Origin of the sequence: Curtobacterium sp. PhB115 (assembly GCF_003752025.1) — a bacterium.
In the GTDB taxonomy this organism is placed as follows: Bacteria; Actinomycetota; Actinomycetes; order Actinomycetales; family Microbacteriaceae; genus Curtobacterium.
In genome coordinates, this window is the sequence record NZ_RJKR01000005.1 from 121,322 (window position 1) to 147,458 (window position 26,137).

The window sequence follows — 26,137 nt, forward strand, 5'->3', positions numbered from 1 at the left end:
GCCGAGGCCACCGGCCGGTCCGCCGAGTGCGCCGCCGTCGCCGCTGCCACTGAGCGGGCCACCGGCGCCGCCCTGGCCCGGAGTCGGGAGTCCGGTGTCGGGCCCGTCGGGTCCGCCGGTCACGCCGGAGTCGTTCGTCGCTGCGTTCGTGTCGTTCAGGCCCATGCTGCTGCGATCCTCCATCCGCGCCCCTCGAGTTCCTCGACGAGTCGCTGTTCCTGCTCGGGCACGACCGACACCTCGACGATGCCGATCTGCGCGCCCGGTGAGTGCTCGAGGCGCATGTCCTCGAGGTTGATGCCGATCTCCCCGATGAACGTCAGGAGCGCGGCGATCTGCCCGGGGGTGTCGTCGACGAGGACGACCACCTGGGCGAAGCGCTTGGTGGTGCCGTGCTTGCCGGGCAGCCGTTCGACGCCGCGGTTGCCCGCGGCGATGGTCTCGGCCAGCGTGCGTGGTGCGCCGGCGGCGGCGGGGTCGTCGAGCGCCCCGATCACGCTGCTCAGCTCGTCCCGCAGCTCGGACAGCACGTGGCGCACGTTGCTCGCGTTCGCGCCGATGATCTGCACCCACAGGCCGGGGTCGCTCGCCGCGACGCGGGTGACGTCGCGGACGCCACCGCCGGCCAGGCCGAGGGATCCGTCCGGGGCGTCCCGCAGGCGCGATGCCATGAGCGTCGACACGAGCTGCGGCACGTGCGAGACGTAGGCGACGGCCAGGTCGTGCGACTCCGGGTCCATCGGCACCACGGTCGCGCCGACGTCGAGCGCGAGGTCCTCGACCACGGCCGCGCGCTGGTAGCTGATGCCGTCGTGCCCGGCGATCACCCACGGACTGGCGACGAACAGGTCGGCACGGGCGGCGCTCGGTCCGCTGCGCTCACGACCCGCCATCGGGTGGGAGCCGATGTAGCGACTGACGTCGGCGCCGGCTGCCACGAGCTCGGCCAGCGGACCGGCCTTGACGCTCGCGACGTCGGTCACGATGGCGTCCGGGTACGCCGACAGTTCGCGGGCGACGACGGTCGCCACGACGTCCGGCGGGACCGCCACCACGACGAGTTCCGGCTGGTCGCCGGGCTCGGGTCGTCGTCCGGCCCCGTAGTCGACGGCGAGCGCCAGCGCGCCGGGCGAGACGTCGTCGAGGACGACGTCGACGCCCTTCTCACGCAGGGCGAGACCGATCGAGGTGCCGAGGAGCCCGGTGCCGACGACCCGCACCGGGCCGCGCACGCGGCGGTCGATGTCGTGCGGTGTCAGGTCGGTCACCGGGCAAGCCTACCGATCACGGTTCGGGCGTCGCCCGCGGACCGTGTGTCGGTCGCGATCAGTCGGACGACTCGTCGTCGTACTCGTCGTCGTCCTGGTCGAGGGCGACGTCGCGGTCGTCACGGCCCGAGGGCTTCGCATCCCGCACCGTGCCGAGCAGCTTCCCGACCTCGACCGTGCCCAGCTCGCGCATCTTGCCCGGCGGCAGGCTGCCGAGGTGCAGCGGCCCGAACGAGCGCCGGACGAGTTCGAGGACCGGGTGGTCGACGGCCTCGAGCATGCGTCGGACGATCCGGTTGCGGCCGGAGTGCAGCGTGATCTCGACGAGCGACTCACCGCGGGAGGACTCGAGCAACCGCACCTTGTCGGCCTTGATCGGGCCGTCCTCGAGCTCGACACCCTCGGTCAGACGCTGGACCACGGCGGGGTTCACGTTGCCGTGCACCTTCGCGATGTAGGTCTTCTGCACGCCGAACGACGGGTGTGCCAGCACGTGCGCCAGGTCGCCGTCGTTCGTCAGGACGAGCAGCCCGGAGGTCTCGGTGTCCAGTCGGCCGACGTTGAACAGGCGCTCCTCGTAGCGGTCCACGAACTCGGTCAGGTCGCGGCGCCCGCGCTCGTCCTGCAGGCTCGAGACGACACCGGTCGGCTTGTTCAGCACGATGTACCGCCGCGAGGAGTCGATCTGCACCGGCACGCCGTCGACCGAGATCGCGTCGGTCGCGGGGTCGACACGACGCCCGAGGGCGTCCACGACCTGGCCGTTGACCGTCACGCGGCCCTCGACGATCAGGTTCTCCGCGACCCGGCGAGATGCCACGCCCGCAGCGGCGATCACCTTCTGCAGGCGCTCCCCCTCTGCCTGGAGGCCCGGCTCGGCCCCGGCAGACGCCGTCCCGTCCGCCGCGTCCCAGTCTTCGATGATGGGCCGTTCGGGCGTGCCCTCCGCCGGAGCACCGTGGCTGTCGCGCTCACCGCTCGGCTTCGGCGTGGTGCGGTTGCCGGCGGTGTTGCTGCCCTTGCCGGGGCGGTCGCTGTTGCGGACGCTCGTGGTGCCGCCGACGTAGCGGCGGCCGTTGTGCCAGACGCGACTCTGCTGGCCGTCGGGGCCGCGGCGGTCGTCGCGCTGACCGGAGCCGGCACGGTCGTCGCGGTTGTCACGGGGTGCCGAGCTGCGGTCGTCGCGACCCCGGTAGCCACCACGGTCATCACGAGGCGCCGAACTGCGGTCGTCGCGGCCGCGGTAGCCTCCACGGTCGTCACGGGGTGCCGAGCCGCGGTCGTCGCGGCCGCGGTACCCGCCACGGTCATCGCGGGGCGCCGAACTGCGGTCGTCGCGACCCCGGTAGCCACCACGGTCGTCACGGGGCGCCGAGTTGCCGCGGTATCCACCACGGTCGTCACGCGGAGCCGAGCTGCGGTCGTCACGCCCCCGGTAACCGCCGCGGTCATCACGCGGGGCAGACCCCCGGTAGCCGCCACGGTCATCACGGGGCGCGGCACCGCGGTCATCGCGACCCCGGTACCCACCACGGTCGTCACGCGGCGCCGAGTTCCCGCGGTAGCCGCCACGGTCGCCGCCGCCGGCGCGGTCGTCACGGCCGCGGTACCCACCGCGGTCGTCACGCGGAGCCGAGTTGCCTCGGTACCCACCTCGATCGTCACGCGGAGCCGAACTGCGATCATCGCGACCCCGGTACCCGCCACGGTCGTCACGCGGAGCCGAGCTGCCTCGGTACCCACCACGGTCATCGCGCGGAGCCGAACTGCGGTCATCACGGCCGCGGTAGCCGCCACGATCGTCGCGCGGCGCCGAGCTGCGGTCATCGCGACCCTGGTACCCACCACGGTCATCACGCGGAGCAGAGTTGCCTCGGTACCCGCCACGGTCGTCACGCGGAGCCGAGTTGCCCCGGTACCCACCACGGTCGTCGCGCGGCGCCGAGTTGCCCCGGTACCCACCACGGTCGCCACCGCGATCGTCACGGGACTCGTACCCGCCACGACGGTCGTCGTCACGCGGCGGACGTGCTCCCCCGCGGTCGTCGCGACCGTACCCGCCGGAGCGGCCACCGGCACTGGAGCCGGCCCCGCCGCGGCCGGGAGCCGAGCGGCCGGGGCGATCCGGGCCTCCCGAGCGTCCGTTGCGGTCGTCTCTGTCTCGGGGCGCGCCGCGCCCCCGGTCGTCAAACCCGGCCATCGGGGATCCCTTCGTTCTGCTCGAAGCCGTCCGCACCGTCGTCCAGGAGGGGCGAGATGAGCGGCAGCTCGTCGAGCGAGTTGATGCCGAGCTGCTGCAGGAGCAGATCGGACGTGACGTAGTTGATGGCGCCGGTCTCGGCGTCGGTGAACGACTCCTCGATGAGGCCGCGCGCGACCAAGGTGCGGACCACGCCGTCGACGTTGACGGCGCGGATCGAGGCGATCTGCGATCGGGTGATCGGCTGCTTGTAGGCGACGACCGCGAGGGTCTCGAGGGCGGCCTGGGACAGTCGCGCGGGGCGCTCGGCCTCGACGAACTGCTCGACGACGGCGTCGAGGTCCGATCGGACGTAGAAGCGCCAGCCGCCGCCGACCTCGCGGAGTTCGAACCCGCGCCGGACCGTGCCGTCGACCCCGTCGAAGTCGGCGACCAGGCGTTCGACCGCCTGGCGGACCGCTGGGACGGGGGCGTTCACGGCGGCGCCGAGGGCGACGAGCGACTGCGGTTCGTCGGCGATCATCAGGATCGCCTCGAGCTGGCGGTCGATCGGGGTCGACGGGTGCGCCTGCGGCGTGTGCTCGTGCTCGTGCTCGTGCTCGGCCGCTGCGCGTGCGTGGATCTCGTGTTCGATCGCGCGGGCGTCGGCCATCTCGTCGGCGCCACCGGGTTCGGCACTGGACGTGTCGTGCGCGTCATCCGTCATAGTCGGCTCCCAGGTTGGCGAGGCTCTCGTCGGACCAGTCCTCGGCGGTCCATCGGAGCGTGAGTTCCCCGAGCGGCTCGAGTTGTTCGAACGAGATCGATGCGTTCCGGTACAGCTCCAGGATCGCGAGGAAGCGAGCCACCACGATACCCGTCTGGTCGACGCCCGCGACCAGTTCCCGGAACGAGACCCCCTCGCCGTCGCGCATGCGGAGGATCGAGACGACGATCGCGGCCTGCTCGCGGATGCTGATGAGCGGCGCGTGCAGGTGGTCGAGGCCGACGGTCGGGATCTCCCGCGGGGCGAACGCCAGCGTCGCGAGGGCAGCGAAGTCCTGCACCGACAGAGTCCAGACGAGCTCGGGCGTGCGGGCGCGGAAGCGTTCCTCGAGTCGGACGCTCCGGACGTGCCGGCGGGACTCCACGCCCCACCGCTCCCCGAACCAGTCGGCTGCCTGCTTGAAGGCGCGGTACTGCAGCAGTCGCGCGAAGAGCAGGTCGCGGGCCTCGAGCAGCGCGACGTCCTCGGCGTCGACGAGCTCACCCTGCGGCAGCAGCCCGACGATCTTCAGGTCGAGCAGGGTCGCTGCGACGACCAGGAACTCGCTGGCCTCGTCGAGCTCGTCCGCCGACTCGGCCTGCCGCACGTACTGGATGAACTCCCCCGTCACCGCGCCGAGCGAGACCTCGGTGATGTCGAGCTCGTGCTTCGTGATGAGCGACAGCAGGAGGTCGAACGGGCCGTCGAAGTTGGTGAGCCGGACCCGGAAGCCCGCCTCAGGCGACGGCGCCACGCTGGACGAGCTCTCGTGCGAGCTGCCGGTAGGCGTGGGCCGCGGCGTGGTCCGGCGCGGTCTGGGTGATCGGCCGGGCGGACACCGTGGCGTCCGGGAACTTCACGGTGCGCCCGATGACGGTGTCGAGCACGCGGTCGTCGAAGGTGTCGACGACGCGCTCCATGACCTCGCGGGAGTGCAGGGTCCGAGAGTCGTACATCGTCGCCAGGATGCCGTCGAGCGTCAGCGCCGGGTTGAGCCGGTCGCGTACCTTGTCGATCGTCTCGATGAGCAGCGCGACACCGCGCAGGGCGAAGAACTCGCACTCCAGCGGGATGAGCACGCCGTGCGCCGCCGTCAGGGCGTTCACGGTGAGCAGGCCGAGCGACGGCTGGCAGTCAACGAGGATCACGTCGTAGTCGTTGGCGACCTTGCGCAGCACGCTCGCCAGGATCTGCTCGCGGGCGACCTCGTTGACCAGGTGGACCTCGGCAGCGGACAGGTCGATGTTCGCGGGGATCACGTCGAGCCCCGGCGTGTTCGTCGGCTGGATGACCTGCACCGGGTCCTTGATGGAGCCCATCAGCAGGTCGTAGACGGTGTGGATGTCGTGCGTCCGGACGCCGAGGCCCGCGGACAGCGCACCCTGCGGGTCGAAGTCGACGGCGAGGACCTTGCGGCCGTACTCCGCGAGCGCCGCACCGAGGTTGATCGCCGTCGTGGTCTTGCCGACGCCGCCCTTCTGGTTGCAGAGCGCGATGATGCGGGCGGGGCCGGTGCTGTTGAGCTCCTCGGGCACGGGGAACTCCCGGACGGGACGCCCCGTCGGACCGTGGGAGGTCTCGCCGGTGGGGTTGATCGTCGGGTTCGTGCTCACCCCGTCATCGTACCGGCGACGTCGCGCCGGCCGGGGCCGCACCGCCGCGGGCGGCGCAGGCCGCTGTCGCCGATCGTGGCCGTCCGGCGGCTGTCGCCGCCGTCAGGCTGCGCGCAGTGCGACACGCATGCTGTCGACCCGCTCGGCGATCACGGCGTCCGTCGACCACCGCTGCTGCAGCCGTCCGACGAGCTCGCCGACCTGCTCGCGGTCGAGCCCGGGGTGCAACGCCAGTCCGACGGTCAGCTCCGGGCCGGCGAAGCGTCCGACCGGGTCACCGGGGGCGAGTTCGACACGGGCGACGCTGCGCTCCCCCACGACCGAGTCGGCGAACGCCTGGGCGACGTCGGGGTCCTCGAAGCACGGGGTCCACGGCAGGTCCTGGCCGAGCGCCCACACCGCGGGCCGACGGAGGACGAACTCCGTGGCTGACTTCGGGTCGAGCACGACCAGCTGGGTGTCCTCGCTCGCCGCGGCCATCGCGACCCGGCGGGACTCCACGGGCACCGGCCTTGCGTCGGGGTCCCAGGCGTGCATGGCATCGACCGACGTGAAGGCCGGCATGACGCTCCGACCGTCCGGACCGGCGACCGTCACGATGGAGAGCTCCTGGGTCTTGTCGACGAGCTTGCCGGCGTCGGTCTCACCGAGGTCACCGGCCTCCGCGATGAGCGGGATCAGCAGACGTGCGGTCCGGAGCGCCTGGACGATGGCCCCCTGCGAGGCGCCTCCCGACAGTGCGCCGATCGCCGCCACCACCGCGGGGTCGGCCAGGCCGTCGTCGTCGGCGAACGCGGTGTCGTGGTGGTCGAACGTGCGCCCCTCCCACGAGAAGCCGGCCGAGTCGCCCGCACCACCCGGGGTGTGCGCGTCGTCGGTCTCGGGTCCGGTGCCGCGGCCGTTCGAGATGCCCGCCACGCCGTTACTCCGAGGCGATGTCGAGTGCGGCCGGCAGCGTGAACGCCCCCGAGTACAGGGCCTTGCCGATGATCGCGCCTTCGAGCCCGAACGGCACGAGTTCGCGGAGCGCCCGGAGGTCGTCGAGGGTGGAGATCCCGCCGGAGGCCACGACGGGCTGGTCCGTGCGGTCGCACACCTGCCGCAGGAGCTCCACGTTCGGGCCCTGCAGCGTGCCGTCCTTCGTCACGTCGGTCACCACGTAGCGGGCGCACCCAGCCGCTTCGAGCCGGTCGAGGGCCTCCCACAGGTCGCCGGCGTCCTCGGTCCAGCCACGACTCGACAGTGTCGTGCCCCGGACGTCGAGCCCGACGGCGATCTGCTCGCCGTACTCGCCGATCACGCGGGCGGCCCAGTCCGGGTTCTCGAGCGCCGCGGTGCCGAGGTTCACGCGGGCGGCACCGGTGGCGAGGGCGGCTTCGAGCGAGGCGTCGTCGCGGATCCCGCCGGACAGCTCGACGGACACGCCCTCGACCTCGCGGATCGCGTGCGCGATGACCTTGCGGTTGTCGCCACGGCCGAAGGCGGCGTCGAGGTCCACCAGGTGGATCCACTCCGCGCCCTGGTCGCGCCAGGTGCGCGCGGCGGCGACGGGGTCGCCGTACCCGGTTTCGCTGCCCGCCTCACCCTGGGTCAGTCGCACGGCCTGCCCGTCGACGACGTCGACAGCGGGCAGCAGGACGAGGGGCGAGGTGTCGGTGAGGTCGGTCATGGTCCTGTCGGTTTCGTCGTGGTTCTGGTGCTGTCGGCCGTGGGCCGCCGGCTGGGCTGCGGGCTGGTGCTGGTGCTCTCGGCCGCCGCTGGGCTGTCGGCTGGCTGTCGGCCTGGAGGCCCGTGGTGCGTCCAGTGCGGAGGTCCCGCCCCGCGTCGGCCGGGTTCAGAGCGAGCGGACCCAGTTGGTCAGCAGGCGGATGCCCGGCTCGCCGGACTTCTCGGGGTGGAACTGGGTCGCGGTGAGCGGCCCGTTCTCGACGGCGGCGATGAACTTCTGCCCGTGCTCGGCCCAGGTGAGCCGCGGCGCGCGGAACGGCCCGTAGGCATCGAGCGGGAAGTCGGTCACCCCGTAGGAGTGCACGAAGTAGAACCGCTCGTCGTGGAGGCCGTCGAACAGCACGGAGTCCTCGGGGGCCTGGACCGTGTTCCAGCCCATGTGCGGCAGGACCTCGGCCTGGAGTTCCTCGACCGTGCCCGGCCACTGCCCGAGCCCCTCGACGTCGGCACCGCGCTCGATGCCCCGCGAGAACAGGACCTGCATGCCGACGCAGATGCCGAGCACCGGTCGGCCGCCCGCGAGACGGTGGTCGACGATCTCGCCGCCCCGCACGCCCTCGAGCTGGTCGATGACGGCGGCGAACGCCCCCACCCCCGGCACGAGCAGCCCGTCGGCACGGAGCGCAGCCTGCTTGTCGGAGGTCAACGTGACCTCGGCACCAGCACGCTCGAGTGCCTTCGCGGCGGAGTGGACGTTGCCCGACCCGTAGTCGAGGACGACGACGTTCGGCTTCGCGGTCACAGTGCTCCCTTGGTCGAGGGGATGCCGTCGACGCGCGGGTCGAGCTCGACCGCCTTGCGCATCGCACGCGCGAAGGCCTTGAACTCGGCTTCGGCGATGTGGTGGGGGTCACGGCCCTCGAGCACGCGGACGTGCACCGTGATGCCGGCGTTGAAGGTGATCGCCTCGAAGACGTGGCGGATCATCGAACCGGTGAAGTGCCCACCGATCCGGTGGAACTCGAACCCGGCCGGCTCGCCGGAGTGCACCAGGAAGGGGCGACCCGAGACGTCGACCACGGCCTGCGCCAGTGCTTCGTCGAGGGGGACGAGGGCGTCGCCGTACCGCCCGATGCCGGACCGGTCACCGAGGGCCTGCTTGATGGCCTGCCCGAGGACGATGCCGGTGTCCTCGACGGTGTGGTGCACGTCGATGTCGGTGTCGCCGGTCGACCGCACGCGCAGGTCGATGAGGGAGTGCTTGCTGAACGCCGTCAGCATGTGGTCGAAGAACGGCACACTCGTCGAGATGTCGGACGTTCCGGTGCCGTCCAGGTCGAGCTCGAGTTCGACGCTCGATTCGCTCGTGCTGCGGCTGATCGAGGCGGTGCGGGCGGTCATGCTCCAACCCTAACCGGCGGCTGCTCGGCGGCGACCTGCCGCATGGCGTCGAGGAAGGCGGTGGTCTCCTCTTCGGTTCCGGCGCTCACCCGCAGGTGGTTCGGGATGCCGAGGTCTCGGACGATGACGTCGCGCTCGAGCAGCGACTCGAACGCGGCGTGCGGGTCCGCCACCCCACCGAACAGGACGAAGTTCGACCAGGTCTCGTAGGTGCGGTAGCCCATCGCCCGGAGCTCGGTGACCATGCGGTCACGCTGCTGCTTGATGTCGTCGACCATCGCGAGCATCTCGGGTGCGTGCCGGAGTGCGGCGACCGCAGCCGCCTGGGTCAGGACGGACAGGTGGTACGGCAGACGGACGAGCCGGACGGCGTCGACCACCGCCGGGTGCGCAGCCATGTACCCGACGCGGGCACCGGCGAACGCGAACGCCTTGCTCATCGTCCGGGAGACCACCAGGCGCTCACGTCCGGGCAGCAGCGTGAGGGCACTCGGAGCGTCATCGGGCATGAACTCCGCGTAGGCCTCGTCGACCATCACGATGCCGTCCGTCGCGGCGTACGCGGCCTCGATCGTCTCGATCTGCAGCGGGGTGCCCGTGGGGTTGTTCGGCCCGCAGAGGAACACGATGTCCGGCTGGTGCTGCTCGATCGCGGCGACGACCGTCTCGGGCGAGATGCGGAACTCGTCGTCGCGCTGCGCCGGGATCCAGGTGGTCCCGGTGCCCGACGCGAGGATCGAGTGCATCGAGTAGGTGGGCGGGAAGCCGAGCACCGAACGCCCCGGACCGCCGAAGGCCTGGAGCAGCTGCTGCAGTACCTCGTTCGAACCGTTCGCGGCCCACAGCTGCTCGGCGGAGAGGTCGTGCCCGAGGTAGTCGGCGAGCGACTGTCGGAGCTCGGTGAACTCCCGGTCCGGGTAGCGGTTCACCGTCGCGAGCGCCTGTCGGATCGAGGCGACGATGTCGTCGGCCACGTCGTCCGGTACGGGATGCGTGTTCTCGTTGACGTTCAGCTGGACGCGGACGTGCTTCTGCGGAGCGCCGTAGGGGCTCTGACCGCGGAGGTCGTCTCGGATCGGGAGGTCTTCGAGCGTGAATGCCACCGATCCATCGTAGGCCGCTGGAGTCATCCGGTGACCAGCCGTCCGGACGGCGCTGTTCGACTGCCTACTGACCAGAGGTGTACTTGGTCGGGATGGCGATCTGCTCGCCGGCCTGCAGCGCGGAGCCGTCGAGGGCGTTGAGGCTCACGACGTCCTGCACGAAGTCGCGCGGATCGGCGTTCGGGGCGGTGTCCTCGGCCAGCTGCCAGAGCGTCTCGCCCGGCTGGATGGTCACGGTCTCGAAGTGGGTGCGCGCGCCGCCGGCGGAGGAGTCGCCCGCCGAGGCCTGCCCGCCGTTCAGCACGGCGAGGGCGACGACGATGAGGAGCGGGACCGCGGCGAGCGTCGTGAAGACGATCCGGCCGCGACGCGTCAGACGCAGGCGGGTACGCACGGCGGGCGCCGAGGTGCGCTGGAGGTCAGCGATGGCGATGGTGCTCATGTCGTTCTTGCCTTCCCGTTCGGTGAACCGAAGTCGTGTACCGAACATAGTTTCGAATCAGACGACGCACAAGTCCTAGGAGTGGATTTCTGCGGGGTTTTCTTGCGACACGCTCGAACAGGTGTTTGTCCGGGGTTGACCGGTCGGATACTGTTTCGATCGACTGGGACAAGTCAAACGGGGACCACCGACATTCCCGCCACGGCCGCTCAGCACCGACGAAAGCGAGACGACGTGGTGGACGAACTGCGGGGCCAGAAGCCGCTGACCGCGAAGCAGCAGACGATCCTCGACGCGATCCGTGCGTCCATCGCCTCGCGGGGCTACCCGCCGAGCATGCGTGAGATCGGGGACGCGGCCGGCCTCTCGTCGCTCTCCAGCGTCTCCCACCAGCTCGGCCAGCTCGAGCTCGGCGGGTGGATCCGCCGCGACCCGAACCGTCCGCGTGCACTCGAGGTCCTGGTCGACGAGCCCACCGCGGCCGCCGACGGACCCGACGTCGACGCGACCACGCTCGTCCCCCTGGTCGGTCGGATCGCCGCCGGTGTCCCGATCACCGCCGAGCAGCACGTCGACGAGATCGTCCCGCTCCCCCGCCAGCTCGTCGGCACCGGCGACCTCTTCATGCTCAAGGTCGTCGGCGAGTCGATGATCGACGCCGCGATCTGCGACGGCGACTGGGTCGTCGTCCGGTCGCAGCAGACAGCCGAGAACGGTGACATCGTCGCCGCGATGCTCGACGAGGAAGCCACCGTCAAGGTGTTCCGCCAGCGCGACGGTCACACGTGGCTGTTGCCGCGCAACTCCGCGTTCGAGCCGATCCTCGGCGACGCGGCCTCCGTGCTCGGCAAGGTGGTCGCGGTCCTCCGCTCCCTCTGACCCCGGGACGGCGTCAGCCGGCCCAGCGCACAATCGAAATCGGCTCGAACCACGCGATCACGTGGTTCGAGCCGATTTTTGTTGTGCAGCGGTGAGCGGAACCGCAGCCGGAGCAAAGCCGCGCGACGGACGCTGGGCGGGCCTCCCGGCCGTCAGTCGGTGTCGACCGTCAGGAACTGACGGGGGCGACCACGAACGGATCGAGCTCCGCGACCTGACGCTGGAAGACGCGCACCCGCAGGCGCGTGCCGTCCTCGACGTAGTCGACGGACTCGACCGCACCGCGCTCGTGGAGCGAGGAGACCAGGTCGCCGCGGTCGTACGGCACGACGACGGTGAGCTCGACGTCGGGGTCCGGCAGACGGTCCTCGATGGTGCGGAGGAGTTCGTCGATGCCCTCGCCCGTGCGCGCCGACACGAAGACGGCGTCCGGGGCGAGCCCGATGAGCACGAGCCGTTGGGCCTCGTCGATCAGGTCGGCCTTGTTGAACACGACGATCTCGGGGATGTCGTGGCCGCCGACGTCGCCGATGACCTCGCGGACGGTGGCGAGCTGCGCGGCGGGGTCGGGGTGGGAGCCGTCGACCACGTGCACGATGACGTCGGCCTCGCCAACCTCTTCCAAGGTGGAACGGAAGGCCTCGACCAGCTGGTGCGGCAGGTTCCGGACGAACCCGACCGTGTCGACGAACGTGAACTCGCGGCCCTTGGTGCTCTCGGTCCGGCGGACCGTCGCGTCGAGGGTCGCGAACAGCTGGTTCTGCACCAGCACGCCGGCGCTCGTCAGGCGGTTCAGCAGCGAGGACTTGCCCGCGTTCGTGTAGCCGGCGATCGCGACGCTCGGCACCTCGTTGCGGTGGCGGTCCGCCCGCTTCGCCTCGCGCGCGGGGCGGAAGCCGGCGATCTGACGCCGCAGCTTCGACATCCGGGTGTGGATGCGACGCCGGTCGAGCTCGATCTTGGTCTCACCGGGACCACGCGAACCCATGCCCGCACCGCCGGACACCTGGCCACCGGCCTGCCGGGACATCGAGTCACCCCAGCCGCGCAGTCGTGGCAGCAGGTACTGGAGCTGCGCGAGCTCGACCTGGGCCTTGCCCTCGCGGGTCTTCGCGTGCTGGCTGAAGATGTCGAGGATCACGGCGGTCCGGTCGATGACCTTCACCTTCACGACGTCCTCGAGCGCACGGCGCTGCGACGGGGCGAGCTCGGTGTCCGCGATCACCGTGTCGGCACCGGTGGCCTTGACGATCATCGCGAGTTCCTCGGCCTTGCCCTTGCCGAGGTAGGTCGCCGGGTCGGGGTTCGGCCGGCGCTGCAGGAGCCCGTCGAGCACCACCGCACCGGCGGTCTCGGCCAGGGCGGACAGCTCACGGAGGGAGTTCTCGGCATCGTGCGCGTCACCGTGCGGGTACACGCCGATCAGGACGACCTGCTCGAGCCGCAACTGGCGGTACTCGACCTCGGTGACGTCCTCGAGCTCGGTGGAGAGGCCCGCGACGCGTCGGAGCGCCGCTCGGTCCTCACGGTCGTACTGGTCGCCGTCGCCGTCCCAGCCGCGCTCGTCGACCGAGCGGGTCTGGATCGCCTGGGCGGGGGCGAAGATGGACGATGCTGCGCGTCGGTCGGCGTTGCGCAGCACCCGTTCGACGACACCTTCTGCGCTGTCGTCGGTGGTCTGGTCGTTCTGCTGATGGGTATCCGTCATCCTGTGCACAGGGTACCTCCGGCGGGCCTCGGACACACCGGGTTGCCGGTACGGTTCATCCATGGCGAACGACCACTACTTCTCCGCGAGCCCGTCGTCCGACACCCGCGAACGCCAGATCCAGGTCACGCTCTCCGATCGGCCGCTCACCCTGACCACCGCCGCGGGGGTGTTCAGCCCGGACGGCCTCGACCGCGGCACCCGCGTGCTGCTCGGATCCGTGCCGCCGCCCGCGCACGACGGGGCGCTGCTCGACGTCGGCTGCGGCTGGGGTCCGATCGCGATCACGATGGCGCTGCACTCCCCCGACGCTTCCGTGTGGGGTGTCGACGTCAACGAGCGGGTCCTCGGGCTCGCGCGGACCAACGCCGAGGCGGCCGGGGCGTCGAACGTCACCATCGCACTGCCGTCGGACGTCCCGGCCGACCTGCGGTTCCGGACGATCTGGTCCAACCCGCCGATCCGCGTGGGGAAGGACGAGCTGCACGAGATCCTGCTGACCTGGCTGCCGAGGCTCGAGGTCGAGGGGGACGCCTGGCTCGTCGTGTCGAAGGACCTCGGTGGGGACTCGTTGCAGAAGTGGCTCGTGGGCGCCCTCGGCTCCGGGTTCCACGTCACGAGGGCCACGACGGACAAGGGGTTCCGCGTCATCCGCGTGCACCGCACCGCGTAGGCGCGCGGCGCCGCGCGCGCCGCGCGCCGCGCACTTCGTGAGCAGAAATGGTCGGGTCGCCACAGCGCACCCGACCATTTCTGCTCACGAAGCGAAACGAAGCGCTCGCGCGCAGCGCGCGCGAAGCGCGCGCTGCACCCCCGCGCCGCAGCTCGCGCGGCGTCAGACCGTCAGGTCGCCGGAGAACACGAGCTCGGCGGGACCGGAGAGCGACACGTGCTCCCCGTCCTCTGCCGCGAACATCCGCACGGTGACCACGCCACCGGGGACCCGCACGCGCCAGGTGTCCGGCGCCCCGGACCCCACCCAGTACCGCGTCGCGAGCGCCGCCGCCACCGCTCCGGTGCCGCACGAGAGCGTCTCGCCGCTCCCCCGCTCGTGCACCCGCATCGTGATCTCGCCGACGCCGTCGTTGATCAGGGGGTCGCCCGGCAGCACGAACTCGACGTTGGCGCCGTGCTCGGGCACCGGGTCGAGCACGGGCACGAAGGTCAGGTCGAGGTCGGCGAGCTCGTCGTCCGTCGCGACGGCCACGACGACGTGCGGGTTGCCCACGTCGATGCCGATCCCGGGGCGGGCGCCGTCGAGGTTCTTCGCGCGCACGAGCACGTCATCGGCTCCGCCGCCTTCGATCCCCAGGCTCCACCGGCCGAGGTCGGCCGCGAACCCGTTCGTGGTGCGCTGGATGTCGACCAGGCCCTTGCGGCTGCCGACGGTCAGCGTCTCGCCGGGTGCCAGGTCGACGAGCCCGGACTCGGTCAGGTATCGCGCGAACACGCGGATGCCGTTGCCGCACATCTCCGCGACCGTGCCGTCGGCGTTGTGGTAGTCCATGAACCACGTCGCCGCGGGCTCGACGGCGACGAGCGCCCGCCCCTCGGCGATGGAGTCGGACCGCACCGCACGGATCACGCCGTCGCCACCCACGCCGAAGCGACGGTCCGCGATCGCGCGGATCCGCTCGGGGGTCAGGTCGACGGTGGCGTCGGGGTCGGCGAACAGGACGAAGTCGTTGCCGGTCCCCTGGCCCTTGGTGAAGTGCAGCTCGGTCACGGGACGATCCTACGGGCCAGCTCCGACAGGTCTGCGCGGGAGGCTCCGGTCACGTCCAGCGTCTCGGCGTCCCCGTAGCGCCGGAACCACGACACCTGGCGTCGGGCGTACTTGCGTGTCGCGATGCCGGTCGCGTCCACGGCCTCCTCGACCGTCGACGCCCCCCGCAGCACGTCGAGCGCTTGCGAGTACCCGATCGCTGCCCGCGCGGTCTTCCCCTGTTCGATGCCCTGCTCGCGCAGCGCCGCGACCTCGTCGACGAGACCGGCGTCGAACATCCGCGCTGCACGTGCGTGCAGCGCGGTGACGAGCTGCTCGCGATCGCGTCGCAGGTGCAGGATCCGGGACGCTCGCCAGGCGCGGGGCGCGGACGGGAGGCTCGGGGTCACGACCTCGGATCGGCTCGCGATCTCGAGTGCCCGGATCAACCGCCTCGGGTTGCGTGCGTCGATCGTCGCGGCGGCCGCCGGGTCGAGACCGCGGAGTCGCTCGAGCAGGATGCCCGGGCCGAGCTCGTCGTGCTCGCGCTCGAGCTGTGCCCGGAGTTCGGGGTCGGTGCCGGGGAAGGCGAGGTCGAACAGCACGGAGGACACGTAGAGCCCGCTGCCGCCGACGAGCACGGCGACCCCGCCCTCGGCCTGGATGCGGTCGACGTCTGCTCGGGCTGCCACCTGGTAGGCGGCGACGCTGGCCTCGTCGGTCACGTCGAGCACGTCGAGCTGGTGGTGCGGGATGCCCCGTCGTTCGTCGAGCGGCAGCTTCGCGGTGCCGATGTCCATGCCGCGGTACAGCTGCATGGCGTCGGCGTTGACGACCTCCGCGGTTCGACCGGCCGCCCGCAGCCGCTCGGCGATCGCGATGCCGAGGTCGGACTTGCCCGTCCCGGTGGCCCCGACGACCGCGATCAGATCAGCGTCGGAGGCGTCGCGCTCGCGGTGCTGGACCGGGTCGCGCTCGGGGTCGTCCCCGACCAGGGCGTCAGCGCCCGACACGGAGCGTGGGCAGCCCGAGCGAGACCGGGCGCGGACCGTCGCCGGGCGCTGCCGGGGTCGGCACCCCGCAGCTCTCGGCTTCCGCACGGTCCCAGGCGTCGCCGGCCCGGGTGCGTCGGATGCGCAGCGGAGCATCGTCGTCTGCGATCAGGAAGTGCGGGGCAGCCCGGGTGATCTCGACCGTCACGACGTCGCCGGGTCGCGGGACCGCGGAGCCCTCCGGCACGGCGAAGTGCACGAGCCGCGAGTCCTCGGCGCGTCCGGACAACCGGCGGGTGGCGTCGTCCTTCCGTCCCTCGCCCGTCGCGACGAGGACCTCGACGCTCCGGCCGACCTGCGCGGCGTTCTCTTCGGCGGTGATGCGTTCCTGCAGGGCGACGAGGCGCTCGTACCGCTCCTGCACGACCTGCTTGGGGAGCTGGTCGTCCATCGTGGCCGCCGGGGTGCCCGGGCGGATCGAGTACTGGAACGTGAAGGCCGAGGCGAACCGGGCCTGCTCGACGACCCGCAGGGTGTCCTCGAAGTCGGCCTCGGTCTCGCCAGGGAACCCGACGATGATGTCGGTGGAGATCGCGGCGTGCGGGATCTTCGCCCGGACCCGGTCGAGGATGCCGAGGAACCGCTCGCTGCGGTAACTCCGCCGCATCGCCTTGAGGACCCGGTCGGACCCGGACTGCAACGGCATGTGCAGCTGCGGCATGACGTTCGGGGTCTCGGCCATGGCGTCGATGACGTCGTCGGTGAAGGCGGCCGGGTGCGGGCTCGTGAAGCGGATGCGCTCGAGACCCTCGATCGTGCCGGCCGCTCGGAGCAGCTTGCCGAAGGCCTGCCGGTCGCCGAACTCGACACCGTAGGAGTTCACGTTCTGCCCGAGGAGCGTGACCTCGATCGCGCCGTCGTCGACCAGTGCCTGGATCTCGGCGAGGACGTCCCCGGGGCGGCGGTCCTTCTCCTTGCCGCGCAACGAGGGGACGATGCAGAACGTGCAGGTGTTGTTGCAGCCGACCGAGATCGACACCCATCCGCTGTGGGTCGACTCGCGCTTGGTCGGGAGGGTCGACGGGAAGACGTCGAGCGCTTCGAGGATCTCGATCTGCGCCTCGTCGTTGTGCCGCGCCCGCTCGAGCAGGGTCGGCAGCGAGCCCATGTTGTGGGTGCCGAAGACGACGTCCACCCACGGCGCCTTCTCGAGGATGACGTTCTTGTCCTTCTGCGCGAGGCAGCCGCCCACCGCGATCTGCATGCCCGGGTGGTCGCGCTTGATGCCGGCGAGCTGCCCGAGGTTGCCGTAGAGACGGTTGTCGGCGTTCTCGCGGACCGCACAGGTGTTGATGACCACCACGTCGGCCTGCTCGCCGTCCGCAGCGGTGTACCCGGCGGCCTGCAGCGACCCGCTGAGCCGCTCGGAGTCGTGCACGTTCATCTGGCACCCGTAGGTGCGGACTTCGTAGGTACGGGGGCGCGCTGCGACGGTGGCCATGGTGGTCCCAGTGTAGGTCGGGAGGACTACTCGAACCGCACGGAACCGCGGCCCGGCTGCGGGCGTCGTCCGCCGCCGTCGAGTGCCCGTTCGACCGCGATCCGGACCACGCCGGAGCTGTAGCCCTTGCGCATCAGGAACCCGGACAGCCGCCGCTCCGCGGTCGCCCGATCGAGGCCGCGCATCTGCGGTGCTCGCTTGTCGGCGAGCTCCTGCGCCCGGAGGAACTCGTCGTCCTCGTCGTCCTCGCCCTGGTCGAGCGCCGTGTCGATCGCGATCTGGTCGATGCCACGTCGGCGGAGTTCCGTCACGATGCCCTGCCGACCGAGGCCCTTGCGGCTGTGCAGCCGGTCGACCAGGTCGGTGGCGAGTGCGACGTCGTCGATCAGGCCGACCCGGGTCAACCGCTCGATCTCGTGCTCGACGACCTCTGGTTCGAAGTCCTGCTTGGTGAGCATCGTCCGCATCTCGGACTCGCTCACACCCTTCCGGCCGAGCGCACGCATGCTCAGCCGTTCGGCGTCGGCGCGCTGTTCGTCGAGCGGTCGCGGTGCGTCGGCGGGGTCGAGCTCCTCGCCCCCGGCGATGGAGAACACCGACGCCGTGGTCGCGTCAGCACCATCGTCGCCGTACCCGTCCTGCTCGGCCCGAGCACTGCGTCCGGAGCCGTCGCCGACGACCGGCGAGACCCAGTCGGCCTGTGCGCGTGCGCCGCGGATCGGCAGCGGGACCGGAGTGTCGGCATCGGCCGCGGACCGGGGCTCCTGCACGGGCTCCGGGACGATGGGGACCGTCCGCTCGGGTTCGGGGGTCGTGGGCTCCGCAGCTGCGGAGGCCCGACGACGGGACCTCGCACCGAACAGGTCGGTGACCGGTGCGAGGCCGTCGTCGTCGTGGTCGGTGCTCACGCGCCCTTGCGCTCCGCGAGCTTCGGCGCGATCGACTCGACCGCTGCCTCTTCCGCCTTCGCGCCACCGACGCCGAGCTTCGCGAGGATCTTGCCCTCGATCTCAGCGGCGATCTCGGGGTTCTGGATCAGGAACGAACGCGAGTTCTCCTTGCCCTGCCCGAGCTGGTCGCCATCGTAGGTGTACCAGGCACCGGACTTCTTGACGATGCCGTGGTCGACACCGAAGTCGAGCAACGAGCCTTCGCGCGAGATGCCCACACCGTAGAGGATGTCGAACTCGGCCTGCTTGAAGGGCGGCGCCATCTTGTTCTTAACGACCTTCACGCGGGTGCGGTTGCCCACTGCGTCGGTGCCGCTCTTCAGCGTCTCGATGCGGCGGATGTCGAGGCGGACGGACGCGTAGAACTTCAGCGCCTTACCACCGGACGTCGTCTCCGGGGAGCCGAAGAACACGCCGATCTTCTCGCGCAGCTGGTTGATGAAGATCATCGTGGTCTGGGTCTGGTTCAGCCCACCCGCGAGCTTGCGGAGTGCCTGCGACATGAGGCGGGCCTGGAGACCGACGTGCGAGTCACCCATCTCGCCCTCGATCTCGGCTCGCGGCACCAGGGCTGCGACGGAGTCGATGACGATGAGGTCGATCGAGCCGGACCGGACGAGCATGTCCGCGATCTCGAGCGCCTGCTCGGCGGTGTCCGGCTGCGACACCAGGAGGGCGTCGATGTCGACACCGAGCTTCTTGGCGTACTCGGGGTCGAGCGCGTGCTCGGCGTCGATGAAGGCCGCGATGCCACCGGCGCGCTGGGCGTTGGCGATGGCGTGGATCGTGAGGGTCGTCTTACCCGACGACTCCGGGCCGTAGATCTCGACGATGCGGCCGCGGGGCAGCCCACCGATGCCGAGCGCGACGTCCAGCGCCACCGACCCGGTCTGGATGACGTTGACGGGGGCGCGTTCGTCCGACCCGAGGCGCATGATCGCACCCTTGCCGAACTGCCTGTCGATCTGGGCGAGTGCGGTCTCCAGGGCCTTCTCGCGGTCTGCCGGTGATGGCATGGGGTGCTCCTTCGTGCTCGTGGTCGGCCGCCTGTAGGCTGTCGCGTTCACTCCGGCCGGTGGTGCAAGGCCGGTGCTGCTGCGACAAGGCTTCGGGCTGTTCCCGTTGACTCCGAACCTAGGGCGGGCCACCGACATCGCTGCCTGCGACCGCGCGATCTGTGGACGAACTCTCCGGACAGCGCCGCTGTGGAGGAAGCTACCACCGATCGAACACGCGTTCGAGCAACACGCCGAACACAGTTTCGGGTATCAGTCCCGCGGTTCCGCCAGGCCCTTGCCGTGCCGCCGCTCCATCGGGACGTCCTGCGAGTCGCAGAGCGCGTCCCACACCCGGCGGGCGTCGATACCGGCCCCGAGGGCGTCCACGGCCGAACGGCCCCCGAGCTCCTCGAGCACGACGTCCCGGGTGACCACGGACCCGTAGGCCTCGCCGAACACCTGGTCGACGGCTCGCCAGAACTCACTCACGCGCATCCGACCAGCCTAAGCGCCGCGAGCACGCCCCCGCGCGCAGACCTCCCCGCACGCAGGCCCTCCCCGCACGCAGAACGCCCCCGCCGGAGGAGACCGGCGGGGGCGTTCGGTGCAGTGCGGTCAGCGCACCGCGAGGTCGTTGTCGAACTCGGCGACGAGGTCGTCCGGGAGCGTGTCGGGGACGGGGGTGAGGCCCTCGACGATCGCGAGACGGTCACCCACCTCGCGCATGATCGTGGAGATGGGGGTGTCGAGCGCATCCGCGACGGATGCGAGGATCTCCGAGCTGGCCTCTTTCTGACCACGCTCGACCTCACTGAGGTACCCGAGGGCCACGCTGGCCTTGGACGCGACCTGACGGAGGGTCCGGCCCTTCTGCAAGCGGAAGTCCCGAAGCACATCGCCGATTTCCTGACGAACGAGAACCATGAGATCTCCTCCTCTCTGTCGTCTCCGCGCCCGCCCGGTCCAGTTGACCGAGTTCGGGTCCAGCAACATTAGCGTTGCCGGTTGGAGCATGCTAGCCACGCGGGCTGCTGTCCTGCTGGAGATTGCGTGAGATGTAACCCAGCGGTAACGAGACCTATTCCCGGCCCCGGACGGTGGACGACATCCGTGACAGGAGTTCGGAGACGGTGGCGTGGCGGATTGCCTCGCGGTCGCCGTCGAGGTGCAACTCGTACGCCTCGGCCCCGTCCGCCGATGCGATCCCGACGAACACGGTGCCAACGGCCTTGCCGTCCTGCGGGTCGGGGCCGGCGACACCGGTCGTGCTGATCCCCCACGTCGCGGGTTTGCCGTCGACCGACAGCGCATCGCGGACACCCGCGGCCATCTGCCGCGCGACCTCGGGGTCGACGGCGCCGTTCGACGCGAGCAGCGCCGCGGAGACGCCGAGCAGGGTGTGCTTCACGGGCGTGGCGTACGCCACCACACCGCCGTGGACGACCGCGCTCGCCCCGGGCACGTCGACCAGGGCCGAGACGACGAGTCCACCGGTCAACGACTCCGCCACGGCGAGCGTCTCGCCTCGCGCCGTCAGGTCCGCGATCAGCTCGCGCGCGGTCACGCTGCGGTGCGGTTGTGCTTCCATGCCTGCCACAGGTAGTCGATGCCACTGAGGATCGTTGCCAGGAACGCGGCGGTCATCAGGATCCCGTTCACCCAGTGCGCCCAGTCGCCGACGAGGTTCCACCACGGGAACAGCGCCGCCGTGAGCGCGACGGCCTGCAGCACGGTCTTGATCTTGCCGCCGCGGCTCGCCGGGATCACCCGGTCGGAGAGCACCGCGAAGCGGAACACAGTGATGCCGATCTCGCGCACCATGATGAGCACCGTCACGTACCAGGGCAGCTCGCCGAGGATCGAGAGGGCGACGAGGGCGCCGCCGATCAGGACCTTGTCGGCGATCGGGTCGACGAGCTTGCCGAAGTCGGTGACCAGGTCCTGGCGTCGGGCGATGATGCCGTCCGCGCTGTCGGTCACGATCGCGACGACGAAGACCACGGCGGCCCAGATGCGCAGTGCCCCGTCGTCGCCGCCGTCCGCCAGCAGCAGCACGAAGAACAGCGGCGCCATCAGGATGCGGATCACCGTGATGATGTTCGCGACGTTGGCGGTCGACGCCGGGCCCGGGCCCTTGCGGAGCAGCCGTCCGCGCCAGGGGAACCGAGCGCCGTGCGTGGTGTCCGTGCCGTTCGAGGCGGTCATCGCACTCACTCCCTGCCCGTCAGTCCCCACGCGTCCTCATCGGGCTCGTCGTGGACTTCATCGTACCCGCGGGTCATGTCCCCGACGGGGTCGGCACCGTACCGGTCGCCGCCGTCGCTCGGACCGGGTGCCGGTGCGGGCGCTGCGGGAGCCGCCGGTGGTTCCTCGCCCCGGAGCTTCGCGAGCACGGCCGGGAGCTGGTCGGCGGTGACGAGCACGTCACGGGCCTTCGAGCCCTCGGACGGCCCGACGATGTCGCGGGACTCCATCAGGTCCATCAGGCGACCGGCCTTGGCGAAGCCGACGCGGAGCTTCCGCTGCAGCATCGACGTCGACCCGAACTGCGTCGAGACGACCTGCTCCACGGCCGCGAGCAGCAGCTCGAGGTCGTCACCGATGTCGGCGTCGATCTCCTTGCGCTCGACCACGGCCTGCACGTCCTGCCGGTACTCGGGCTGGGCCTGCCGGGTGACGTGCTGCACGACCTCGGCGACCTCGCCCTCCTGCACCCAGGCGCCCTGCACGCGGAGCGACTTGGACGACCCCATCGGCAGGAAGAGCGCGTCACCCTGCCCGATGAGCTTGTCGGCGCCGGGCTGGTCGAGGATGACCCGCGAGTCCGTGACGCTCGTCACCGCGAACGCGATCCGCGACGGCACGTTCGCCTTGATCAGGCCGGTGATGACGTCCACCGACGGCCGCTGCGTGGCGAGCACGAGGTGGATGCCGGCCGCACGTGCGAGCTGGGTGATGCGGACGATCGACTCCTCGACGTCACGCGGCGCGACGAGCATGAGGTCGGCGAGCTCGTCGACGACCACCAGCAGGTACGGGTACGGCTTGAGCTTCCGCTCGCTGCCGGCCGGGAGCACGATCTCGTTGTTCTCGATCGCCTTGTTGAAGTCGTCGACGTGGCGGAACCCGAACGACGCGAGGTCGTCGTACCGCATGTCCATCTCCTTCACGACCCACTGCAGCGCTTCGGCTGCCTTCTTCGGGTTCGTGATGATGGGGGTGATGAGGTGCGGGACGCCGGCGTAGATCGAGAGCTCGACGCGCTTCGGGTCGACCAGGACCATGCGGACCTCGGACGGCTTCGCGCGCATCAGCAGCGACGTGATCATCGAGTTGATGAAGACCGACTTGCCGGAACCGGTCGAACCGGCGACGAGCAGGTGCGGCATCTTCGCGAGGTTCGCGACGACGAACCCGCCCTCGACGTCCTTGCCGACACCGATCGTCATCGGGTGCTTCGACTTGCGTGCCGCGTTCGACCGCAGCACGTCGCCGAGCGACACGATCTCGCGGTCGGTGTTCGGGATCTCGACGCCGATGGCGCTCTTGCCGGGGATCGGCGAGAGGATCCGGACCTCGTTGGAGGCGACGGCGTACGACAGGTTCTTCGACAGGGCCGTGACCCGCTCGACCTTCACACCGGGGCCGAGCTCGATCTCGTACCGGGTGACCGTCGGACCACGGGAGAAGCCGGTGACCTTCGCGTCGACCTTGAACTCGGTGAGCACGCCGGTGATCGCGGCGACGATGTCGTCGTTCGCCTGGCTGCGCGCGACCGAGGGCGTGCCGGAGCTGAGCGTCGTGGCGGCGGGCAGTCGGTAGGGCTTCGAGGGATCGTCGTCCGGGTCGGCGGCAGACGCGCCGACCACGGCAGAGAGGTCCTCGACCTCGTCCACCACGACCTCGGGCTCGGACAGCACCTCGGGCACCGCTGGACGGATGTCGGCCGTCGACTCAGGTCGAGCCGACACGTCCGTGCCGAAGGCCCGGAGCGCCTGTTCGGCGTCCTCGAGGTCCTGCTCGACGGAGTCGTTGAGGTTCACCGAAGCGGGCTCGGCCGGCGTCAGGTCGACGAGACCAGCGGCGGCGCCGGCGTTCGGGCTGACCGCGGGTGCTGCGGCAGCGGCGGCCGGCGCGGCCGACGGAGCGACACCGGTGGCCGGGGGCAGCACCGGGGTGTCGTACGCCGGGTCCTCTTCGCGACCGGACTTGTTGCGACGCCACCACGGGATGGTGTCGACGCCCTCGTCGTCGGTGGCCGCTGCATGCTCGTCGCCGAACCCGAGGTCGTCGAAGAGCTGGAAGTCGGTGTCGCCCTTCTTCCCGCGCTTCGACGAGCGGGCACGGGCGGCGGGCTCGGCTACTGCCGCGGCCTCGGTCTCGGGCTCGGCCGCGGGGGCCGGAGCACCGAACAGGTACGCGTACAGCTCGTGCAGGCGACGACCGACCTTGTTCGGCGGCGTCTTGGTGATGATGAAGAGCGAGAGCACGAGCAGCACGACGGCCACGGGCACGGCGACCCACGCGGTCGCGATGGTGACGAGCCAGCCGATGACGACCCAGCCGAGCACCCCGCCGGCCGCAGCCAGGGCGGGCATGCCGTCGGCCGCGCTCGGCTGCCCGCCGAAGACGTGGCAGAGCGACGCGATCGAGACGAGCAGGATGCCGAGGCCGATCCCGATCCGGGTGTTGTCGTGCACCGAGGCGGGGTGCCGGAACAGCCACCCCGCGAAGACGACCATGATGACCGGCAGCGCGAACGCCAACCGCCCGAAGAGTCCGCCGAACGTGTAGGCGTCGAGCGCGATCGAGACGTCGTTGGTGGGGTTGAGCCACTCGACGACGGCACCGGCGATGGCCAGCACGAACAGCAGGAACGGGAAGCCGTCGCGCCGCTGGTCCTTCTCGAGGGTCTCCTTGCCGAGCAGCCGGAACATCGCTCCGACGCCGTGCGCCATGGCGAGCCAGAACGTCACGAGCGGGTTCTGCTCACGGAACACCGGTGTCGGTGCCGCCTGCGGCAGCTTCTTCGTCGTGGCCTGGGTGCGCGACGATCCGCGCGTCCCGTTCCCACGGGACGACGTGGACGCGCGCGAGCGCGTGGTCGACTTGGTGCCTCCGGCCATGGGCAGAACCCTAATCCCCACTCAGGACAAACCAAGGGAGGCCCGCCGCAGCGTCCGTGACGGACGCTGGACGGGCCTCCAGGCAGAACAGACGCGAGCGCGGGCGCGACGCGAGCGCGCACGCCCACACACGCCCACGCAAGCGCGAGCGCGAGCGCGCTACGCCTCGATGACCACCGGGACGATCATCGGACGACGGCGGTGCTTCGTGTTCACCCAGCGGCCGACGGTACGTCGGACGACCTGGCTGAACGCGTGCGAGTCCCGCGTGCCGTTCGCAGCGGCCTCGGCCAGCGCCTTGGCGATCTGCGGACGGACGTCGTCGAAGACCGCGTCGGTCTCGGCGAAGCCCCGGGACTGGATCTCCGGCCCGATCACGCACTGCCCGGTGGTGAAGTCCACCGCGCAGAAGATCGAGATGAAGCCCTCTTCCGCCAGGACACGGCGGTCCTTGAGGTCGGCGTCGGTGATCTCGCCCACGGTGGAACCGTCGACGTACACGTACCCGATGTCGAGCTGCCCGGCGACGTTCACGACGCCGTCCTTGAGGTCGACGACGATGCCGTCCTGCCCGAGGATCACGTTGCGCGGCGGGACACCCGTCTGGATCGCCAGGTCGGCGTTCGCGTACAGGTGGCGCTGCTCGCCGTGGACCGGCAGCACGTTGCGGGGCCGCAGGATGTTGTAGCAGTACAGGAGCTCGCCGGCGGAGGCGTGCCCGGAGACGTGCACCTTCGCGTTGCCCTTGTGCACGACCTTCGCGCCGAGCTTCGTCAGCCCGTCGATCACGCGGTACACGGCGTTCTCGTTGCCCGGGATCAGCGACGACGCCAGGATGACGGTGTCGCCCTCGCCGATCTCGATCTGGTGCTCGAGGTTCGCCATGCGTGCGAGCACGGCCATCGGCTCACCCTGCGACCCGGTCGACATGTAGACGATCTGGTCGTCGGGGACGTTCTTCGCCTTCTTCGTGTCGATGAGGACGTTCTCGGGCACCCGGAGGTAGCCGAGGTCCGCGGCGATCGTCATGTTGCGGATCATCGAGCGACCCATGAACGCGACCTTGCGGTTCGCGGCGGCGGCAGCGTCGAGGACCTGCTGGACGCGGTGCACGTGCGACGAGAAGCTCGCCACGACGACCTTCTTGCGGGCGCGCGTGATGATGTTCTCGAGCACCGGACCGATGTCGCGCTCGGGTGCGGTGAAGCCGGGCACGTCGGCGTTCGTCGAGTCCGGCAGGAACAGGTCGACGCCGGCCTCGCCCAGACGCGCGAAGGCACGGAGGTCCGTGATCCGGTCGTCGAGCGGGAGCTGGTCCATCTTGAAGTCACCCGTGTGCAGGACACGACCGGCGGGGGTCGTGATCGCGACGGCGAGGGCGTCCGGGATGGAGTGGTTCACGGCCACGAACTCGAGGTGGAACGGGCCGAGCTGCTCGGTCTGGTCCTCGGCCACGACGAGCGTGTAGGGCTTGATCCGGTGTTCCTTGAGCTTCGCCTCGACGAGCGCCAGGGTCAGCGTGGAGCCGATCAGCGGGATGTCGTCGCGGAGCTTCAGGAGGTACGGCACGGCGCCGATGTGGTCCTCGTGGCCGTGCGTGAGCACGACACCGAGCACGTCGTCGAGGCGGTGACGGATGGGCGCGAAGTCCGGCAGGATCAGGTCGACGCCCGGCTGGTGCTCCTCGGGGAACAGGACGCCGGCGTCGACGATGAGCAGCTTGCCCTCGTACTCGTAGACGGTCATGTTGCGACCGATCTCGCCGAGGCCCCCGATGGGGACGACGCGGAGGGTGCCGGGTTCGAGCGGCTGCGGTTCGGAGATCTGTGTGGGCATTC

Annotated in this window: 25 protein-coding genes; 2 read left to right on the plus strand and 23 right to left on the minus strand. The window is 70.7% G+C overall.

Annotated elements, in window-relative coordinates:
• Positions 1–155: 155 nt before the first annotated feature.
• The 11 genes from EDF19_RS00840 to EDF19_RS00890 form a co-directional block, all read right to left on the minus strand.
• A complete protein-coding gene (locus EDF19_RS00840; protein ID WP_123679077.1) occupies positions 156–1,268 on the minus strand; it encodes a prephenate dehydrogenase in 1,113 nt (370 codons plus the stop codon).
• Between the two features lie 58 nt (positions 1,269–1,326).
• On the minus strand, positions 1,327–2,115 hold the full coding sequence (locus EDF19_RS19335) for a pseudouridine synthase (protein ID WP_260216949.1): 789 nt from the start codon (positions 2,113–2,115) through the stop codon (positions 1,327–1,329).
• A gap of 1,339 nt (positions 2,116–3,454) precedes the next feature.
• Positions 3,455–4,174, minus strand: coding sequence for an SMC-Scp complex subunit ScpB (scpB, locus tag EDF19_RS00850; protein ID WP_260216819.1), 720 nt, complete (start codon positions 4,172–4,174; stop codon positions 3,455–3,457).
• Positions 4,164–4,967, minus strand: a complete 804-nt coding sequence (locus EDF19_RS00855) for a ScpA family protein (RefSeq protein WP_123679079.1) — start codon at positions 4,965–4,967, stop codon at positions 4,164–4,166. The genes scpB and EDF19_RS00855 overlap by 11 nt, the downstream gene beginning before the upstream one ends.
• A complete protein-coding gene (locus EDF19_RS00860; RefSeq protein WP_123679080.1) occupies positions 4,951–5,826 on the minus strand; it encodes a ParA family protein in 876 nt (291 codons plus the stop codon). Before EDF19_RS00860 ends, EDF19_RS00855 begins: the two co-directional genes overlap by 17 nt.
• 102 nt (positions 5,827–5,928) lie before the next feature.
• Positions 5,929–6,744: an SseB family protein gene (locus EDF19_RS00865; protein ID WP_185022604.1), complete on the minus strand. Its 816-nt coding sequence runs from the start codon at positions 6,742–6,744 to the stop codon at positions 5,929–5,931.
• A gap of 4 nt (positions 6,745–6,748) precedes the next feature.
• Positions 6,749–7,495: a bifunctional 1-(5-phosphoribosyl)-5-((5-phosphoribosylamino)methylideneamino)imidazole-4-carboxamide isomerase/phosphoribosylanthranilate isomerase PriA gene (priA, locus tag EDF19_RS00870; protein ID WP_123679081.1), complete on the minus strand. Its 747-nt coding sequence runs from the start codon at positions 7,493–7,495 to the stop codon at positions 6,749–6,751.
• A 165-nt stretch (positions 7,496–7,660) separates the two neighbouring features.
• The gene (gene hisH, locus EDF19_RS00875) at positions 7,661–8,296 is read right to left on the minus strand and encodes an imidazole glycerol phosphate synthase subunit HisH (protein ID WP_123679082.1); all 636 of its coding nucleotides are present in this window, start codon (positions 8,294–8,296) and stop codon (positions 7,661–7,663) included.
• Positions 8,293–8,895: an imidazoleglycerol-phosphate dehydratase HisB gene (gene hisB / locus EDF19_RS00880; protein WP_123679083.1), complete on the minus strand. Its 603-nt coding sequence runs from the start codon at positions 8,893–8,895 to the stop codon at positions 8,293–8,295. Before hisB ends, hisH begins: the two co-directional genes overlap by 4 nt.
• Positions 8,892–9,998, minus strand: a complete 1,107-nt coding sequence (locus EDF19_RS00885) for a histidinol-phosphate transaminase (protein WP_123679084.1) — start codon at positions 9,996–9,998, stop codon at positions 8,892–8,894. The genes hisB and EDF19_RS00885 overlap by 4 nt, the downstream gene beginning before the upstream one ends.
• 64 nt (positions 9,999–10,062) lie before the next feature.
• Positions 10,063–10,440, minus strand: a complete 378-nt coding sequence (locus EDF19_RS00890; protein ID WP_123679859.1) for a LysM peptidoglycan-binding domain-containing protein — start codon at positions 10,438–10,440, stop codon at positions 10,063–10,065.
• Between the two features lie 234 nt (positions 10,441–10,674).
• Between EDF19_RS00890 and lexA the strand changes: the two genes are divergently transcribed.
• On the plus strand, positions 10,675–11,319 hold the full coding sequence (gene lexA, locus EDF19_RS00895) for a transcriptional repressor LexA (RefSeq protein ID WP_123679085.1): 645 nt from the start codon (positions 10,675–10,677) through the stop codon (positions 11,317–11,319).
• 169 nt (positions 11,320–11,488) lie between these two features.
• Here lexA and hflX read toward each other — a convergent pair whose 3' ends face one another.
• A complete protein-coding gene (gene hflX / locus EDF19_RS00900; protein WP_123679086.1) occupies positions 11,489–13,027 on the minus strand; it encodes a GTPase HflX in 1,539 nt (512 codons plus the stop codon).
• Positions 13,028–13,088: 61 nt separating this feature from the next.
• On the opposite strand from hflX, the gene EDF19_RS00905 reads away from it, so the two are divergent.
• The gene (locus tag EDF19_RS00905) at positions 13,089–13,700 is read left to right on the plus strand and encodes a class I SAM-dependent methyltransferase (protein WP_123679087.1); all 612 of its coding nucleotides are present in this window, start codon (positions 13,089–13,091) and stop codon (positions 13,698–13,700) included.
• Positions 13,701–13,862: 162 nt separating this feature from the next.
• Here the strand turns inward: EDF19_RS00905 and dapF are convergent, their stop codons facing one another.
• The 11 genes from dapF to EDF19_RS00960 form a co-directional block, all read right to left on the minus strand.
• Positions 13,863–14,753, minus strand: coding sequence for a diaminopimelate epimerase (dapF, locus tag EDF19_RS00910; protein ID WP_123679088.1), 891 nt, complete (start codon positions 14,751–14,753; stop codon positions 13,863–13,865).
• Positions 14,750–15,661 carry a tRNA (adenosine(37)-N6)-dimethylallyltransferase MiaA gene (gene miaA / locus EDF19_RS00915; protein WP_123679860.1) on the minus strand — a complete coding sequence of 304 codons (912 nt, stop codon included), beginning with the start codon at positions 15,659–15,661 and terminating at the stop codon, positions 14,750–14,752. Before miaA ends, dapF begins: the two co-directional genes overlap by 4 nt.
• A gap of 70 nt (positions 15,662–15,731) precedes the next feature.
• Positions 15,732–17,225, minus strand: a complete 1,494-nt coding sequence (gene miaB, locus EDF19_RS00920) for a tRNA (N6-isopentenyl adenosine(37)-C2)-methylthiotransferase MiaB (RefSeq protein ID WP_123679089.1) — start codon at positions 17,223–17,225, stop codon at positions 15,732–15,734.
• Positions 17,226–17,251: 26 nt separating this feature from the next.
• Complete coding sequence (locus EDF19_RS00925; protein ID WP_123679090.1) at positions 17,252–18,133, minus strand: regulatory protein RecX; 882 nt, start codon at positions 18,131–18,133, stop codon at positions 17,252–17,254.
• Complete coding sequence (gene recA, locus EDF19_RS00930; protein ID WP_123679091.1) at positions 18,130–19,191, minus strand: recombinase RecA; 1,062 nt, start codon at positions 19,189–19,191, stop codon at positions 18,130–18,132. Before recA ends, EDF19_RS00925 begins: the two co-directional genes overlap by 4 nt.
• Before the next feature lie 252 nt (positions 19,192–19,443).
• Positions 19,444–19,668 (minus strand): DUF3046 domain-containing protein, encoded by a 225-nt coding sequence (locus EDF19_RS00935; protein ID WP_123679092.1) that lies wholly within the window; start codon positions 19,666–19,668, stop codon positions 19,444–19,446.
• A gap of 120 nt (positions 19,669–19,788) precedes the next feature.
• A complete protein-coding gene (locus tag EDF19_RS00940; RefSeq protein ID WP_027464765.1) occupies positions 19,789–20,097 on the minus strand; it encodes a helix-turn-helix domain-containing protein in 309 nt (102 codons plus the stop codon).
• A 154-nt stretch (positions 20,098–20,251) separates the two neighbouring features.
• A complete protein-coding gene (locus tag EDF19_RS00945; RefSeq protein WP_123679093.1) occupies positions 20,252–20,761 on the minus strand; it encodes a CinA family protein in 510 nt (169 codons plus the stop codon).
• The gene (pgsA, locus tag EDF19_RS00950) at positions 20,734–21,378 is read right to left on the minus strand and encodes a CDP-diacylglycerol--glycerol-3-phosphate 3-phosphatidyltransferase (protein ID WP_185022605.1); all 645 of its coding nucleotides are present in this window, start codon (positions 21,376–21,378) and stop codon (positions 20,734–20,736) included. The genes EDF19_RS00945 and pgsA overlap by 28 nt, the downstream gene beginning before the upstream one ends.
• Before the next feature lie 5 nt (positions 21,379–21,383).
• Complete coding sequence (locus EDF19_RS00955) at positions 21,384–24,299, minus strand: DNA translocase FtsK (RefSeq protein ID WP_123679095.1); 2,916 nt, start codon at positions 24,297–24,299, stop codon at positions 21,384–21,386.
• A 159-nt stretch (positions 24,300–24,458) separates the two neighbouring features.
• The gene (locus EDF19_RS00960; RefSeq protein WP_123679096.1) at positions 24,459–26,135 is read right to left on the minus strand and encodes a ribonuclease J; all 1,677 of its coding nucleotides are present in this window, start codon (positions 26,133–26,135) and stop codon (positions 24,459–24,461) included.
• Positions 26,136–26,137 lie beyond the last annotated feature (2 nt).

Coding starts and splice junctions, on each gene's coding strand:
- EDF19_RS00955 (WP_123679095.1), bottom strand. CDS start 24,299: ATGGCCGGAGGCACCAAGTCGACCACGCGCTCGCGCGCGTCCACGTCG.
- EDF19_RS00960 (WP_123679096.1), bottom strand. CDS start 26,135: ATGCCCACACAGATCTCCGAACCGCAGCCGCTCGAACCCGGCACCCTC.
- priA (WP_123679081.1), bottom strand. CDS start 7,495: ATGACCGACCTCACCGACACCTCGCCCCTCGTCCTGCTGCCCGCTGTC.
- EDF19_RS00945 (WP_123679093.1), bottom strand. CDS start 20,761: ATGGAAGCACAACCGCACCGCAGCGTGACCGCGCGCGAGCTGATCGCG.
- pgsA (WP_185022605.1), bottom strand. CDS start 21,378: ATGACCGCCTCGAACGGCACGGACACCACGCACGGCGCTCGGTTCCCC.
- hisB (WP_123679083.1), bottom strand. CDS start 8,895: ATGACCGCCCGCACCGCCTCGATCAGCCGCAGCACGAGCGAATCGAGC.
- scpB (WP_260216819.1), bottom strand. CDS start 4,174: ATGACGGATGACGCGCACGACACGTCCAGTGCCGAACCCGGTGGCGCC.
- EDF19_RS00905 (WP_123679087.1), top strand. CDS start 13,089: ATGGCGAACGACCACTACTTCTCCGCGAGCCCGTCGTCCGACACCCGC.
- hflX (WP_123679086.1), bottom strand. CDS start 13,027: ATGACGGATACCCATCAGCAGAACGACCAGACCACCGACGACAGCGCA.
- recA (WP_123679091.1), bottom strand. CDS start 19,191: ATGCCATCACCGGCAGACCGCGAGAAGGCCCTGGAGACCGCACTCGCC.
- EDF19_RS00940 (WP_027464765.1), bottom strand. CDS start 20,097: ATGGTTCTCGTTCGTCAGGAAATCGGCGATGTGCTTCGGGACTTCCGC.
- EDF19_RS00890 (WP_123679859.1), bottom strand. CDS start 10,440: ATGAGCACCATCGCCATCGCTGACCTCCAGCGCACCTCGGCGCCCGCC.
- EDF19_RS00935 (WP_123679092.1), bottom strand. CDS start 19,668: ATGCGCGTGAGTGAGTTCTGGCGAGCCGTCGACCAGGTGTTCGGCGAG.
- miaB (WP_123679089.1), bottom strand. CDS start 17,225: ATGGCCACCGTCGCAGCGCGCCCCCGTACCTACGAAGTCCGCACCTAC.